The organism is Brucella pseudintermedia, from assembly GCF_008932435.1.
In the GTDB taxonomy this organism is placed as follows: Bacteria; Pseudomonadota; Alphaproteobacteria; order Rhizobiales; family Rhizobiaceae; genus Brucella; species Brucella pseudintermedia.
In genome coordinates, this window is record NZ_WBWE01000004.1 from 76162 (window position 1) to 90876 (window position 14715).

Below are 14715 nucleotides of genomic sequence, written 5' to 3' on the forward strand. Positions count from 1 at the left end.
CAAGCAGGACCTGCTTCGGCAGTGGAAGGAGCGGGCGGATGCCCGCTCCCTCCTGTTTTATTCGGCTGGCTTGTCGCGGCGGCCGATGCCAAGCAACTGGTAGAAAACCAGTGCGGCAATTGTCGACGTTGCAATGCCGCCAAGAGCGAATTCGCCGATCTTCAAGGTGAAGTCGCCAGCGCCGAAAATGAGCGCCACACCGGCGGTGAACAGATTGCGGGAATCCGCGAAATCCACCTTGTTGACGATCCAGATGCGCGCCATGGCCGAGGCGATAAGGCCGAACACCGAAACGGCAAGTCCGGCCAGAACCGGAGCCGGGATCGTTTGCAGGATGGCGCCGAATTTTGGCGACATGCCGAGGATCAGCGCCATGACGGCGGCAATGACGAAGATCAGCGTCGAATAAACCTTCGTCATCGCCATGACGCCGATGTTTTCGGCGTAGGTGGTGACGCCGGTGCCGCCGCCCGAGCCGGAGATCATGGTCGCGATGCCGTCACCGAGGAAGCCGCGGCCGATGTAACGGTCCATGTTCTGGCCGGTGATCGAACCGAGCGCCTTGATATGGCCGAGGTTTTCCGCCACCAGCACAATGGCGACCGGCGCGATGAGCGTGATCGCCTGCCAGTTGAATTGCGGCGTGGTGAAATGCGGCAGGCCGAACCATGCGGCATTGCTGACGGCGGTAAAATCGATGCCCGGCACGATGCCGAGGCCGTTGCCGAGGATCAGGACCAGCAGGTAGCCGAACAACAGCGCAAAGAGCACCGACAGGCGCTTGGTGCCGCGCGGCCCATAGGCGGCGATCATGCCCATGCAGAGAACGGTAAGCAGCGCGATGGTGATATGCGTGCCGCTTCCCTTCAACTGGCCGACAGCCACAGGCGCGAGGTTGAGGCCGATGGAAACGCCGATGGCGCCGGTGACGACCGGGGGCATCAGCCGTTCCACCCAGCCCGTGCCGATGGCCATGACGACGAGGCCGATAAGCGCATAGAGCGCGCCGCAGGCGATGATGCCGCCAAGCGCGATTGCGATATTGGGATTGGGGCCGGAGCCGCCATAGCCGGTTGCGGCGATGACGACCGCGATGAACGCGAAGGATGAACCGAGATAGCTCGGCACGCGGCCTGCCGTCAGCACAAAGAACAGAAGCGTGCCTATGCCAGAAAAGAAGACGGCCACGTTGGGATCAAAACCCATCAGCAGCGGCGCGACGATGGTCGAGCCGGACATTGCCAGCAGATGCTGCACGCCCATCGGAATGGCAGCGGAGGCTGGAAGGCGCTCGTCGGGAAGCACGACGGCGTTTGATGTCAAACGCCAGCTTGGAAAATAGCCCATGATGTCCCCCTGGAAAATATTGTTACGCGCATCTTTTCCGAAAACCGCTCCGCACTTTTCGGGACGCGCCATTGCCTTTATCGCCTCGCGGCAGCGATTTCCAGAGGGCGTCGATCTATCCGTGAAGCGAATTGTTGATGAGCAGCCGCAACTGTTTTCAATCGACCACAGTCACGCAGCCCGCATCATCCGTCACTTTCCCGACGATGCGGGCGGACGGATAGCCGGCGGCGCGGATGCTGTTCACAAGCCTTTCGGCTTCCGCCGGTGCGCAGGACACGAGAAGACCGCCGGATGTCTGCGGGTCGGTCAGCAATTGCTGTTTCCAGAGCGGATGATCACCGGGGAGCCGCACATCATGGCCATAGCTTGCCCAGTTGCGGGTGGAGGCTCCGGTGACGAAACCGCCCTGCGCCAGATGTTCAGCCTGATGGAGAAAGGGCAGGGCGGCATAGTCGAGCGTAATACCCGCATTCGAGCCGCGCGCCATTTCCAGCGCATGGCCGAGGATGCCGAAGCCCGTAACATCCGTGACGGCGTGAACGGCGTCATCCTTGCCGAGTTCGGCGCCAACCCGGTTCAGAAGCGTGACCGACGCCATCATTTCTTCATAACCGGCGCTGTCGAGTTCCTGCTTCTTGAAGGCGGCGGAATAGATGCCGACGCCGATTGCCTTGGTCAGTATCAGCCTGTCGCCGGGACGCGCGCCGCTGTTCTTGCGCAGGTGCGAAAGCTTGCAGGTGCCGATGACCGCCAGCCCGTAGATCGGTTCCGGCGCGTCGATGGAATGCCCGCCCGCGACCGGAATGCCCGCTTCGGCGCAGATGCTGGAGCCGCCTTTCAGGATTTCACGGATCATTTCGGCGGGCATCTTGTTTACCGGCATTCCGAGGATCGCCAGCGCCATGATCGGCGTTCCGCCCATGGCATAGACGTCGGATATCGCATTGGTGGCCGCGATACGTCCGAAATCGAACGGATCGTCCACCATCGGCATGAAGAAATCCGTGGTGGCTATCACGCAGTTTTCGTCGTCCAGCTGCCAGACGGCGGCGTCGTCGCCGGTTTCCGTGCCGACAAGAAGCTGGCTGAAAGGCTGCATGATCGGCTGGTCCGACAGCAGGTCCTGCAAAACGGCTGGAGCAAGCTTGCAGCCGCAGCCGCCGCCATGGGCAAGCGTGCTGAGACGAATAGGCGATGCGATATCCATGATACCCCCGGAATTATATGGTTATCTCGCGCGCGGTCATCGCGTAGCGGAAACTGTCCGCATCGAGGCAATCCAGCCGGGCGCTCGCGACTTCGGCTTGCGGATACATGAGGAAGCCGAGTTCGGGTCCTTGAGCAGACGGCAAGGCGATATCGCTGCCGTCATTGAAGGCGATCCAGTTGCCCTCCCAAGAACCGAACAGCTTCTGCCGCACGGCGGCGACGCGCGGATCGTCGGCGGCAAGCCCGTCCTTTTCCTCTTCCAGCATCACCTTTCGCACATCCGCCGGATCGGTCGCCACCCAGCCGATGCCGTCGAGATAGATTTCGGCGCGGCAATGCTGGGCCTTGGTAATGACCTCGTTCTTCGCGCCGAGGCTCTTGTAACCGAAGGCGGAAGGCGCAACGCGCACGCCATATAAGTCGCGAGCCGGGATTCCCGCTGCCCGGACGAGGGCCACGAACAAAGGATTGATGTCGGCGCATTTGCCGCCGAGATCGCCGCTGTCGAGCATGGCGACGATATTGCCGTCACCGCAGCCGCGGGTCGCGGCGCGCCTGTAGGTGTTGGCGACGACCCAATCGTAGATCCGGCGGGCCTTCTCCTGATCGTTGACCGCACCTGCAACGATCTTGTCGGAGGTTTGCTTGACAATGCCATCCACCGGCGCAAGGCGCGTTCCGGCCAGATAGCGTTCACGTTCGGCGCGGGTCAGCGGCACGGCCCTGGCCGAGGCATCCAGATTGCTTGCGCGGTCGCGGGTGGAGATAAGGCTGATGATTTCGGCTTGCGGGTTTTCTTCGCCACCATCCCATTCGAGATAAAGCAGGCCGGTGCCGCTCGCCGGATCGCGGTCGAGCCGTGCGACCTTGGCATTGGTTGTCCAGCGATTGCCCTCCGGGCGATTCCAGTCATCGGCATTGAACCCTGCCAGCGGAACCCAGACGCGAATGACCTCCTTCGACGCGGCAGGCGCGACGCTGGTGGTAATCTCGAAGCTGCGCCAGTCCGAGGGCTGCGGCGCAAATGTGTTGGTGGCGGCAAATGCAAAATTCGGCAGCATGCTGGCGGCGGCGCAGGCCGCGCCGGATTTGAGAAGTTCCCGACGGTTCATGACGATCCCCTTTTGTGCTTTGAATTGCCCTTGTTGCGTTGGCGCGAGAACATGCGCTTTGCGGCCTTCGGGCCGGAAAGCGGCGAACATGCAGTGATTTCAGGAAATCTGGGCGCGGCCTTGCCCGGTTGAAAACGACCTGAACCGAGGGCCACGCCAACCCGTCGCGCCGGGGCAAGGAAGCCGGTGCGAGGCGGAAGCCACCCAAAATTCAGGCCCCGAAACTCGGGAGCAACGAAAGAAGCCACGGCATCAGTCTGGCGTTTTTACACGGCAACGTCAATCAGCCTGCGCATTTTGAAGTCATTCTCACGGCGGGTGCCATGTATTAATACATGACCATTATAGTCATGTTATTGATAAATGGGCCTTATTGTTAATTTATTTAACCTGCCCTTCGGTTGACAACTTGGTTTTATTGCGGTGAACTGATGTCAGCCAAGTCCAATTTCGGGGGGATGTGCTTCGGCACCTTCTTCTGACGATCAGGGAGGTGCAGCGCAATGAATGTGGAGCTCTCACGCCGCCAGTTTCTGGGCGGAACGGGGGCGGTAGTGGCGGCTTCGGCGCTTGGGTCCTTCGGTTTCGGCGCGGTGGAAAGCGCCTATGCCGAGTCCATTCGTCCCTTCAAGCTGACCAACACGACCGAAACCCGCAATACCTGTCCTTACTGCTCGGTCGCCTGCGGCGTCATCCTTTATTCCAAGGGCGATGTGCGCAAGGGCGAGAAGGCCGAACTGATCCACGTCGAAGGCGATACGGATCACCCGACCAATCGCGGCACGCTTTGCCCGAAGGGCGCGGCGCTCAAGGATTTCGTCAAGGCGGAAACCCGCCTGAAAAATCCGCGGGTGCGCGAGCCGGGCTCGTCCGAATTCAAGCAGATTTCCTGGGAAGATGCGCTCGACCGCATCGCGCGGCATCTGAAGGACGACCGCGACGCCAATTTCATCGCGAAGAACGCGGCGGGCACCACGGTCAACCGCTGGACCTCGACAGGCTTCCTCGCGGCTTCGGCGACCACCAACGAAACGGCGTTTCTGACCTACAAGGTGGTTCGCAGCACAGGCATAGTTGCATTCGATAACCAGGCACGCGTCTGACACGGCCCGACGGTGGCGAGTCTCGCCCCAACATTTGGCCGCGGAGCAATGACCAACTCCTGGACGGACATTAAAAATACCGATCTCGTCGTCGTCATGGGCGGCAATGCGGCGGAAGCGCATCCGTGTGGCTTCAAATGGGTGACGGAGGCCAAGCACCATCGCGGCGCGAAGCTGATCGTTGTCGATCCGCGCTTCACGCGCACCGCGTCGGTCGCGGACTTCTACGCGCCTATCCGACAAGGTTCGGATATCGCCTTCCTGCTCGGCGTCATCAATTACTGCATCCAGAACGACAAGGTGCAGTGGGATTATGTGAAGCATTTCACCAATGCCAGCTACATCATCAAGGATGGCTTTGAATATAAGGACGGGCTCTTTACCAGCTATGACGAGGAAAAGCGGGATTATGACCGCTCGAGCTGGGACTATGTGATCGGCGATGACGGCTATGCGGTCGTGGACGACACGTTGCAAAACCCGCGCTGCGTGTGGAACCTGTTGAAGCAGCATGTTTCCGTGTTCACGCCGGAAATGGTGGAGCGCATCTGCGGCACGCCGAAGGAGAAATTCCTGAAAGTGGCGCAGATGATGTCCGAATGCTCTGCCCCGGACAAGACGATGACGTCGATGTATGCGCTCGGCTGGACGCAGCATTCCAAGGGGTCGCAGAATATTCGCTGCATGGCGATGCTGCAGCTTATCCTCGGCAATATCGGCGTGCGCGGCGGCGGCATGAATGCGCTGCGCGGCCACTCCAACATTCAGGGGCTGACCGATATCGGCCTCATGTCCAACCTCCTGCCGGGCTACATGAACATCCCGGTCGAAAAGGAAACCGATCTCGAAATCTATATGTCGACACGCGGTTTCAAGCCGCTGCGCCCGAACCAGATGAGCTACTGGCAGAACTATCGCAAGTTCTTCGTCAGTTTCCAGAAGGCCATGTGGGGCAATGCGGCGACGGTCGAGAACGACTTTGCCTATGACTGGCTGCCGAAGCTGGACGTGCCGAACTACGACATGCTGCGCATCTTCGACATGATGCATGAGGGCAAGGTCAACGGCTATGTCTGTCAGGGGTTCAATCCGCTGATGGCGGTGCCGAACCGAAAGAAGCTGACCGAGGCGCTGTCGAAGCTGAAATTCCTCGTGACGATAGACCCGCTGGAAACGGAAACCTCGCGTTTCTGGGAAAACCACGGCGAGTTCAACGATGTGGATTCGGCTTCGATCCAGACGGAAGTGTTCCAGCTTCCCTCCACCTGCTTTGCGGAGGATGAAGGTTCGCTCACCAATTCCGGGCGCTGGCTGCAATGGCACTGGCCGGGTGCCACGCCGCCCGGCGAGGCGAAGACCGACAACTGGATCATGGCGCAGCTTTTCCTGCGGCTGCGGGAGCTCTATCGCAAGGAAGGCGGCGCTTTCCCCGATCCGATCCTCAATCTCACCTGGGATTATGCGGATGAGGGCGAGCCGACAGCGGAAGAACTGGCCAAGGAACTGAACGGCCGCGCGCTTTCCACGGTGACCGACCCGGCCGATCCGACCAAGGTCGTTGCCGAGGCGGGCAAGCTTCTGTCCGGCTTTGCGGCGCTGCGCGACGACGGCTCGACGGCATCGGGCTGCTGGATCTATTCCGGCTGTTTCACCGAGGCAGGCAACAACATGGCCCGCCGCGATAATCACGATCCGGACGAGACTGGCGCCTATCTCAACTGGTCGTGGGCGTGGCCTGCCAATCGCCGCATTCTCTATAACCGCGCCTCCGCCGATATTGACGGCAAGCCGTGGGATCCGAGCCGCAAACTCATCGAGTGGGACGGTTCGAAATGGACGGGCTATGACGTGCCGGACATTGCGCCGACCGCCAAGCCGCAGGAAGTCGGGCCGTTCATCATGAATGCGGAAGGCTCCTCGCGCCTGTTCAGCCGCGGCATGATGCGCGACGGTCCGTTCCCGGCCCATTACGAGCCGTTTGAATCGCCGGTCGCCAATGTGATTGCACCGAAGGTTCGGGGCAATCCGGTGGCGCGTGTCTTCAACGACGACTTCAAGCAGTTCGCGGAAACGGCTTCGGAGGAGTTCCCTTATGCCGCAACCTCCTACCGTCTGACGGAGCATTTCCACTACTGGACCAAGCATGTTCATGTGAACGCCGTCCTGCAGCCGGAATTCTTCGTGGAAATTTCGGAGGAGCTGGCGACGGAAAAGGGCATCGCCAAGGGCGACTGGGTGCGCGTGTGGTCGAAACGCGGCTCGGTCAAGGCCAAGGCCGTGGTGACGAAGCGCATCAAGCCGCTCATCTGCGACGGCAAGACGGTGCATGTGGTGGGCATCCCGCTCCATTGGGGCTTCATGGGTGCTGCCCGCAAGGGCTTCGGCCCGAATTCGCTGACGCCTTTCGTCGGCGACGCGAACATCGAGACGCCGGAGTTCAAGGCGTTTCTGGTCAATATCGAGCGCTCAAGCGCGCCTGTGGCTTAGGAGGGATTAGAGATGTTTCCACCCGTTCCCAATCCTGACGTCCAGCCGCAGCAGCCGCGTTTCGGTGACAAGGACCTGATCCGCCGGTCGGCGTCGAACGTGACGCCGCCAGCGGAGCGCCAGACCGAGGTGGCGAAGCTCATCGACGTGTCGAAATGCATCGGCTGCAAGGCTTGCCAGTCGGCCTGCGCCGAATGGAACGACACGCATGAGGAAGTGGGCGTCAATGTCGGCGTCTATGACAATCCGCATGATCTGACGGCGAATACCTTCACGCTGATGCGCTTTACCGAATGGGACAATCCCGATACCGGCAATCTGGAATGGCTGATCCGCAAGGATGGCTGCATGCATTGCGAGGACCCCGGCTGTCTCAAGGCCTGCCCGGCGCCGGGCGCAATCGTGCAATATTCCAATGGCATCGTCGATTTCATCCACGAGAACTGCATCGGCTGCGGCTATTGCATCAAGGGCTGTCCGTTCGACATTCCGCGCATCTCGCCGGTGACGAACAAGGCCTATAAATGCACGCTCTGTTCCGACCGCATCGCGGTGGGGCAGGGACCGGCCTGTGCCAAGGCCTGCCCGACGCAGGCCATCGTCTATGGCACCAAGGACGAGATGAAGGAATGGGCCGATGGCCGCATCAAGGATCTGAAGTCGCGCGGCTTTGAAAATGCCGGTCTTTATGATCCGCCGGGCGTTGGCGGCACGCATGTCATGTATGTGCTACACCATGCCGACAAGCCTGAAATCTATGCCGATCTGCCGAACAATCCGCGCATTAGCCCGGTTGTCGAGGCATGGAAGGGCGTGTCCAAATATGCGGGCATGGCGGCAATGGGGCTGGCGGCTGCGGCGGGTCTGCTGCATTATATCTTCAAGGGGCCGAATGTCGTGACGGAGCATGACGAGGAACAGGCCGAAAAGCTCACGGGAGACAAAAGCTCATGAGCAGGACCGATTTCAAGGATGTTGAACGCGGCGACGGCATAGAGCCCGGCAAGCCGGTCCGGGTGCATCGCTATTCCGGCGGTGCGCGCCTCAATCACTGGATCACCGCCATCAGCCTCGTGCTTCTGGCCCTTTCCGGCCTTGCCATGTTTCATCCGTCGCTGTTTTTCCTGTCGGGCCTGTTCGGCGGCGGGCAATGGACACGCGCCATCCATCCATGGATCGGCGTGGTCCTGTTCTTCAGCTTTCTCGGGCTTTTCCTGCGTTTCTGGAGCGCCAATCTGTGGAAGCGCGAAGACAGCCAATGGCTGGCGCAGGCCAATGACGTGATTGCCGGCAAGGAAGAAAAGCTGCCAGAAGTCGGCAAATATAATGCCGGTCAGAAGCTGGTTTTCTGGTCCATGTCGCTTCTGATCGTGATCCTGATCGGTTCCGGCTTGATGGTCTGGAACGAATATTTCGGCTCCTATACCAGCATCAACCAGCAGCGCTGGGCCCTGCTTGTTCATTCCATGGCGGCGGTGGCGGCGATCTGCGTGTGGATCGTGCATGTCTATGCCGCGATCTGGGTGAAGGGCACCATCCATGCGATGACGCGTGGCACGGTCAGCGGCGGCTGGGCATGGCGGCACCACCGCAAATGGTTGCGCGAACTGGCATCGAAGCAGAAAGTGAAACAGGGCGGCAGCAAGCCAGTCGCCTGAACTTACGCGGTCGTCTTTGAGGGCGACCATATTCAGTGGTCCACGTGGCCCGTCGGGTTCGTGAGGAGTGACATGGCAGGCAAGAAAGATCTGGTGCCGGACCCGACGGTCATCGGCGAAATATCGGCCCCACCCTTCGTGCAATTGCCGGAGCCCGGCGCACTTTTCGCCAGACGAGCGGAGCGCCTGCGTCTTCTGGCCTCGGCCAGCCCGCTGAAACCCTATCTGGAATTCATCGCCGATCTGAGCGAGGCGCAGTCAGAAATCGAGGCTGGTCTCGGCCCTGTCGCGGCGCGGCAGGGCGATGAGCGGGGGCGGGAATTCGGGATGCCGTCGATCGATCGTGCGGATGTCCTATCGGACGAGGCGCTCGACACCATCTTCGACCGGCTTTTCGCGCGCGCCGACACAATCGCCAAGCCGCAGGATGCCGCCGATGCGCTGGAGCGTGTGGCGCAAAGTAGCACTGATGAGCGCCGCCGGATGATCGAGGCGCTTTTCGCCGGGGTTCTGCCGCCGCAGGCAATTGCCGAACACATTTATATCTGGGCGGGATTGCAGCTTCATTTCACGCGGCTCGCCTCGACGCTCGACGCGAAATCGGTGAAGCCGGTCGCTGATGGCGTCTGCCCGTCCTGCGGCAGCATGCCGTCAAGCTCGCTGGTCGTCGGCTGGCACGGTGCGCATGGCGCGCGCTTCTGCTCCTGCTCCGTCTGCAACACGCTCTGGCATTATGTGCGGGTCAAGTGCGTGTGCTGCGGTTCCACCAAGGGCATCGGCTACAAGGAAGTCGAGGAAGGCGGCGGCGTCATCAAGGCCGAAACCTGCGATGAATGCGAAAGCTGGGTCAAGATCATCTATCAGCAGCTATCCTCGGATGCCGATCCGGTGGCCGACGATGTTGCAAGCCTCGGCCTCGATATGCTGATGCGCGAGACGCCTTACAGGCGAGGTGGGTTCTCCCCGCTTCTTGCCGGATTGTGAGGCGGCATGGACCAGATCAAGACTTCACTGCGCCATCTGCCGTCTGTGGACGCCATCCTGCGCCTCCCCGAACTTGCCGGGGCCTCGGAGAATTTCGGCCACGCATCGCTGACGGAGGCCGTCCGCAAGGTTTTGCATGACGAGCGTGAGGCGGTGAAGTCCGGTGCCGCGCCTTCCAGCAACATGCTTTTGGCGGAGCGGGTTATTCACCTGCTCGAAGCATCCGTGCAGTCGAGCCTGCGCCCGCTGTTCAACCTGACCGGCACGGTCCTGCACACCAATCTGGGTCGCGCTATCCTTGCCGAAGCCGCAATCGAGGCTGCCACGCAAGCCATGCGACAGGCGGTTTCGCTTGAGTTTGATCTGTCGTCGGGATCGCGTGGCGAGCGCGACGACCATCTGCGCGCACTCGTCTGCGAACTGACAGGCGCGGAAGACGCAACCGTCGTCAACAACAATGCCGCCGCCGTGCTTCTGGTGCTGAACAGTCTTGCCACGGGCAAGGAAGCCATCGTTTCGCGTGGCGAACTGATCGAAATCGGCGGCGCGTTCCGGATGCCGGACATCATGACCCGCGCTGGGACGCGGCTTGTCGAAGTCGGCACTACCAACCGCACCCACCCGCGCGATTACGAGAATGCAATCAACCCGGATACCGGCCTTGTGCTCAAGGTCCACACCTCCAATTACCGCATCGAAGGTTTCACGCGGGAAGTCACGGCCCCGGAACTGGCGGCAATCGCACGGGGCAAGGGCGTGCCGCTGGTCAATGATCTGGGTTCAGGCACGCTTGCCGATCTGACCGCTTTCGGCCTCGCCCATGAGCCGACGGTGCGCGAAGCGGTTGCCGAAGGCGCGGATATCGTCACCTTCTCCGGCGACAAGCTTCTCGGCGGACCGCAGGTGGGGTTCATCGTCGGGCGGCGCGACCTGATTGCGCGCATCAACAAGAACCCGATGAAGCGCGCCTTGCGGGTCGACAAGATCAGGCTTGCAGCCCTCGAAGCGACGCTGAAACTTTATCGCAACCCGGAACGGCTGGCGGAAAAACTGCCGACCATTCGCTATCTGGCGCGCCCGCAGCCGGAAATCGCCGCGCAGGCGGCACGGCTCAAGCCGGGGCTTGAAAGAGCGCTTGGCCCGGCCTTCATCGTGGCAGTGACGGATTGCGCAAGCCAGATCGGCTCCGGCGCATTGCCGCTTTCAACGGTTCCAAGCGCTGGATTGTCGATTGTGCCGAAGGATGGCAGCGGCACGGCGCTGACAGCGCTTGCCAGTTCATTGCGCGCTTTGCCTCTGCCCATCATCGGGCGGATCGAAAAGGGTGCCTTCATGCTCGATCTGCGCTGCCTTGAGGATGAAGACAGCTTTCTGCACGATCTGTCGTCTCTTGCGGCGCTCCGCTCATGATCGTCGGAACGGCGGGACATATCGATCACGGCAAGACCGCGCTGGTGCGCTCGCTGACCAAGGTCGATACGGATCGACTGAAAGAAGAAAAAGAACGCGGAATTTCCATCGATCTCGGCTTTGCCTATCTGCCTCTCTCCGGCGATGAAAAGCATATACTCGGCTTTGTCGACGTGCCGGGGCATGAAAAATTCGTGCATACGATGCTTGCCGGGGCGGCGAGCATCGATTTCGTCATGCTGGTTGTCGCCGCCGATGACGGGATCATGCCGCAAACGCGGGAACATCTGGCAATCGTCAATCTGCTCGGCATCCGGCGCGGCGTCGCCGTCATCACCAAATCCGATCTTGCCGAGCCGGAACGCCTCGCGGAGGTCGAAATCGCCATCCGCAATGAACTGGCTTTGACGGAACTGGCCGATATTCCTGTCCTGGCGGTCTCCACCGTTTCCGGGGTCGGGATCGGTGAACTTGGAACCTTGCTGGAAAATGAAGCGCGGGCATTCGGCGGGCGCCGAGCCTCGGGGCGTTTTCGTCTTGCCGTGGATCGGTCCTTTAAGCTGAAGGGCGCGGGCACGGTCGTCACCGGCACGGTGCTTTCCGGCAAGGTCGCCATTGGCGACCATCTTCTCATCAGCCCGTCCGGCAGGGAAGCGCGCGTGCGCACCATCCATGCGCAAAACAGGCCGAGCGAAATTGCTGAGGCGCGTGATCGCTGCGCGCTCAATCTGGCGGGTGACGGCATATCGAAAGAGGCCGTGCATCGGGGCGACATGCTGGTGTCACCCGGCCTTCACCGCCCCACGGACCGCATCGATGCATCGCTGCAAATCCTGCCATGCGAGAAAAAGCCGGTCGGCCAGTGGTTTCCGATTCGCCTGCATCATGCCGCAGCAGAGGTCGGGGCGCGCATCGTGCTTCTGCGGGATGAGGAACTGCGGCCCGGCGCGGAAGACCGGGTGCAACTGGTGCTGGATCGTCCCATCGCGGCGGCGGCGGGAGACCGTTTCGTCATCCGGGATGTTTCCGCGCAGCGCACTATCGGCGGTGGTCGTTTTCTCGATCTGCGCCCTCCGCAGCGCAAGCGCCGCAGCCCGGAGCGCATGGCCCAACTCGACGCATATTCCATTGACGACCCTGTGGAAGCAGCACGCGCATTGCTGTCAGCCGAGCCTTATTATCTTGACGCGGCGGCATTCCTGCGCGACCGCGCCTTGGCCGACGATCCGCAAGGTCTGGCGCAAGCGCTCGATGCCGTGATGCTACCGCAGCCGAATTCCGTGCTCCTGCTGTTGCCGGAGCGGTGGGATGCGCTGCGTGCGGATATTCTGGCGCGCCTTGCAGCTTTTCATGCGGAAAATCCGGACTTGATCGGCATGGGTGTCGAACGGTTGCGCCTGTTGTTGAAGCCGCGCCTGCCAGCGCCCGCCTTTCGCGCCGCCATTGCCGCGCTGGTTGAGGCGGACCTCTTGAGACTGGACGGTGCGTGGCTGCGCCTCCGCGATCATGAAGTGACGATGAGCGATGCCGACGAGGCGCTCTGGCAGCGCATCGCGCCGCTGCTTGGCGGCGACGCCCGTTTCCGTCCGCCGCGCGTGCGCGATATTGCGGGCCTCCTCGACGAGCGGGAGGAAGATATTCGCCGCCTGCTCAAGCTCGCCGGGCGCATGGGCCGGGTGCATGAAGTGGCGCACGACCATTTTTTCCTCCGGGCGACGATTGCGGAAATGATCGGCATATTGTCGGATATGGATGCGGCCTTCGACAGCGGCTGGTTCATCGCGGCGCGCTTTCGCGACCGGGTCGATAGCGGACGCAAGGTGGCGATCCAGATATTGGAGTTTTTTGACCGCAACAGCGTCACGATAAGGCGGGGAGACATGCGCCGCCTTAACCGCCGCAAGCTGGACTTGTTCGGCGATTTCGCTCAAACTGCATCCGCTGAAGCAGTGATATAAGGAAGAGACGCGTTCCTGGTGGGGCGTCCGGACTTCAAATCCGGGAGGGGCCGATAGACGGTCTTTGGTGGGTTCGACTCCCATTCTCTTCCGCCAATCGCATTGAAATCATTGAGTTTTTTGAAAAAAAATAGTAATTTGTCCTAACTTGCGTTTTCGAGCCGGTCGCATAATTTCCGCGTCTACCCGTCAACTTTAGTTATCGTGCGGCACCAAAGCCAAGCTTCCATATCACGTCAACGCAATCGGGAAAGCCTAGAACCGCTAATTTGCGCGGTTCCAGTTGGCCAGTCGCTTATAGACGTATGCAGAACGTGACGCGAACAAATGCAGTTTTGCACCCAAGGTACACCCAAGAAGTCGCATTGCGATGATGATCCTCTTGACCATCTCTAGCAAACTGCCGCTGTAATCTGCGACTCCAAAGGTATTGCGGTTGACTATCATTCCTTAGAGCCCAACCGAAAATTATATTCTTGCAATATGTCGTGTCATGCTTCTTAAGGATGGGATGAATACCATAAACTCCTGAAATCGCTCAACTTAATTTCGATTCACAGGGGTAACAATCAATTGGCCTACACTCGTGCTGGCAATCACTATTAGTATTATTTTGAGGCCAAATTTCGCTTGGGGGCTCGCAGGAGAATACAGATCTATACGCTTCATCAAATAAGGTGGCAGATTTTTTTCCAAACGCTATAGGCTCATCATCTCGTGTAGGAACATGATGTATCATACGTCCCGCTACCGTTTGACAAAAGTTCATATAATCGACAGTAAAGATTATAAACGTATGCCAGAGCTCATCGACTGGTCCCCGCATTCCGAGTGGAACGTCGTAGATAGCCGCCAACGCCAGAAAGCGTTTTAACTCTCTTTCATGAAGCGACGCCGTCTTCAGATCGATATTGTGCTCTTTTCTGTATCTTTTAATGATGGCTTCCATCGGAAATGACATTGATTTTGTAACAATATCAACCACCTCGGCTGATGTTTTCTTAGTGACTAAGGCATGATCGCCATCTGTAGCAATCTTTTTCAGCTCGATGGAGTTAAAATCTTCCAAATTCATATTCTCATCTCCGAACTAAACTCTTCCCGCCGCTGAAATACATTAATGTAAAATAAAAAAGAAGATATTGCAATTTTTTGACAGCAAATAATAATGAAGTTTTACAGACTATTATTTCAGAGTGGCTATTTTTTGGGGGGGTAAATAAAAAGCAAGCTGTTCAACATTCGGCTGGCAAGCATCGGATGGCAGCCTGATCATCGGCGCCGTGCGTGCGAAAGCCCCGAGCGATACACCCAATAGCATTCCGCAACTCCTGCTGGAGGTCAAGAGTAAGGCAGGTAATGGCTTTTTGTCTTCTGTTCGCTATATTCAGCGAGTGGAAACAGCGGGCGGAGCAGCACCAACAGCTCCTTGCTAGAGCGCGTC

General features: G+C 59.7%; 10 protein-coding genes, 1 tRNA gene and 1 pseudogene. 8 read left to right on the forward strand and 4 right to left on the reverse strand.

The features are described 5' to 3' along the window. Nucleotides 1-57 precede the first annotated feature (57 nt). The 3 genes from F9K78_RS06575 to F9K78_RS06585 all read right to left on the reverse strand — a co-directional run bounded on the left by F9K78_RS06575 (nt 58) and on the right by F9K78_RS06585 (nt 3671). Nucleotides 58-1347, reverse strand: a complete 1290-nt coding sequence (locus tag F9K78_RS06575) for a solute carrier family 23 protein (protein WP_121986667.1) — start codon at nt 1345-1347, stop codon at nt 58-60. Between the two features lie 157 nt (nt 1348-1504). After that, nucleotides 1505-2557, reverse strand: a complete 1053-nt coding sequence (gene selD, locus F9K78_RS06580; protein WP_121986653.1) for a selenide, water dikinase SelD — start codon at nt 2555-2557, stop codon at nt 1505-1507. A gap of 13 nt (nt 2558-2570) precedes the next feature. Beyond that, on the reverse strand, nt 2571-3671 hold the full coding sequence (locus F9K78_RS06585; protein WP_121986654.1) for a transglutaminase-like domain-containing protein: 1101 nt from the start codon (nt 3669-3671) through the stop codon (nt 2571-2573). Between the two features lie 503 nt (nt 3672-4174). On the opposite strand from F9K78_RS06585, the gene fdnG reads away from it, so the two are divergent. The 7 genes from fdnG to F9K78_RS06625 all read left to right on the forward strand — a co-directional run bounded on the left by fdnG (nt 4175) and on the right by F9K78_RS06625 (nt 13367). Beyond that, nucleotides 4175-7261: a formate dehydrogenase-N subunit alpha gene (fdnG, locus tag F9K78_RS06595; RefSeq protein WP_151682108.1), complete on the forward strand. Its 3087-nt coding sequence runs from the start codon at nt 4175-4177 to the stop codon at nt 7259-7261. Between the two features lie 12 nt (nt 7262-7273). Beyond that, a complete protein-coding gene (gene fdxH / locus F9K78_RS06600; RefSeq protein WP_121986657.1) occupies nt 7274-8215 on the forward strand; it encodes a formate dehydrogenase subunit beta in 942 nt (313 codons plus the stop codon). Continuing rightward, the gene (locus tag F9K78_RS06605; protein WP_121986658.1) at nt 8212-8919 is read left to right on the forward strand and encodes a formate dehydrogenase subunit gamma; all 708 of its coding nucleotides are present in this window, start codon (nt 8212-8214) and stop codon (nt 8917-8919) included. The genes fdxH and F9K78_RS06605 overlap by 4 nt, the downstream gene beginning before the upstream one ends. Nucleotides 8920-8991: 72 nt before the next feature. Continuing rightward, nucleotides 8992-9903, forward strand: coding sequence for a formate dehydrogenase accessory protein FdhE (gene fdhE, locus F9K78_RS06610; protein ID WP_121986659.1), 912 nt, complete (start codon nt 8992-8994; stop codon nt 9901-9903). Between the two features lie 6 nt (nt 9904-9909). Continuing rightward, complete coding sequence (gene selA / locus F9K78_RS06615; protein ID WP_121986660.1) at nt 9910-11313, forward strand: L-seryl-tRNA(Sec) selenium transferase; 1404 nt, start codon at nt 9910-9912, stop codon at nt 11311-11313. After that, nucleotides 11310-13271, forward strand: coding sequence for a selenocysteine-specific translation elongation factor (gene selB / locus F9K78_RS06620; RefSeq protein WP_121986661.1), 1962 nt, complete (start codon nt 11310-11312; stop codon nt 13269-13271). The genes selA and selB overlap by 4 nt, the downstream gene beginning before the upstream one ends. Continuing rightward, a tRNA-Sec gene (locus tag F9K78_RS06625) sits at nt 13272-13367 on the forward strand. It begins immediately after the preceding gene. Between the two features lie 442 nt (nt 13368-13809). Here the strand turns inward: F9K78_RS06625 and F9K78_RS06630 are convergent. Continuing rightward, nucleotides 13810-14346, reverse strand: coding sequence for a glycine-rich domain-containing protein (locus tag F9K78_RS06630; protein WP_121986197.1), 537 nt, complete (start codon nt 14344-14346; stop codon nt 13810-13812). Nucleotides 14347-14530: 184 nt separating this feature from the next. On the opposite strand from F9K78_RS06630, the pseudogene F9K78_RS22320 reads away from it, so the two are divergent. Beyond that, nucleotides 14531-14707, forward strand: a pseudogene (locus F9K78_RS22320) (DUF3455 domain-containing protein); the annotation flags it as partial. Nucleotides 14708-14715 lie beyond the last annotated feature (8 nt).

What these genes read in the sequence shown, in the direction of transcription:
- F9K78_RS06575 (WP_121986667.1), bottom strand. Translation starts at nt 1,347, where the DNA reads ATGGGCTATTTTCCAAGCTGGCGTTTGACATCAAACGCCGTCGTGCTT.
- fdxH (WP_121986657.1), top strand. Translation starts at nt 7,274, where the DNA reads ATGTTTCCACCCGTTCCCAATCCTGACGTCCAGCCGCAGCAGCCGCGT.
- F9K78_RS06605 (WP_121986658.1), top strand. Translation starts at nt 8,212, where the DNA reads ATGAGCAGGACCGATTTCAAGGATGTTGAACGCGGCGACGGCATAGAG.
- selD (WP_121986653.1), bottom strand. Translation starts at nt 2,557, where the DNA reads ATGGATATCGCATCGCCTATTCGTCTCAGCACGCTTGCCCATGGCGGC.
- F9K78_RS06630 (WP_121986197.1), bottom strand. Translation starts at nt 14,346, where the DNA reads ATGAATTTGGAAGATTTTAACTCCATCGAGCTGAAAAAGATTGCTACA.
- selA (WP_121986660.1), top strand. Translation starts at nt 9,910, where the DNA reads ATGGACCAGATCAAGACTTCACTGCGCCATCTGCCGTCTGTGGACGCC.
- F9K78_RS06585 (WP_121986654.1), bottom strand. Translation starts at nt 3,671, where the DNA reads ATGAACCGTCGGGAACTTCTCAAATCCGGCGCGGCCTGCGCCGCCGCC.
- selB (WP_121986661.1), top strand. Translation starts at nt 11,310, where the DNA reads ATGATCGTCGGAACGGCGGGACATATCGATCACGGCAAGACCGCGCTG.
- fdhE (WP_121986659.1), top strand. Translation starts at nt 8,992, where the DNA reads ATGGCAGGCAAGAAAGATCTGGTGCCGGACCCGACGGTCATCGGCGAA.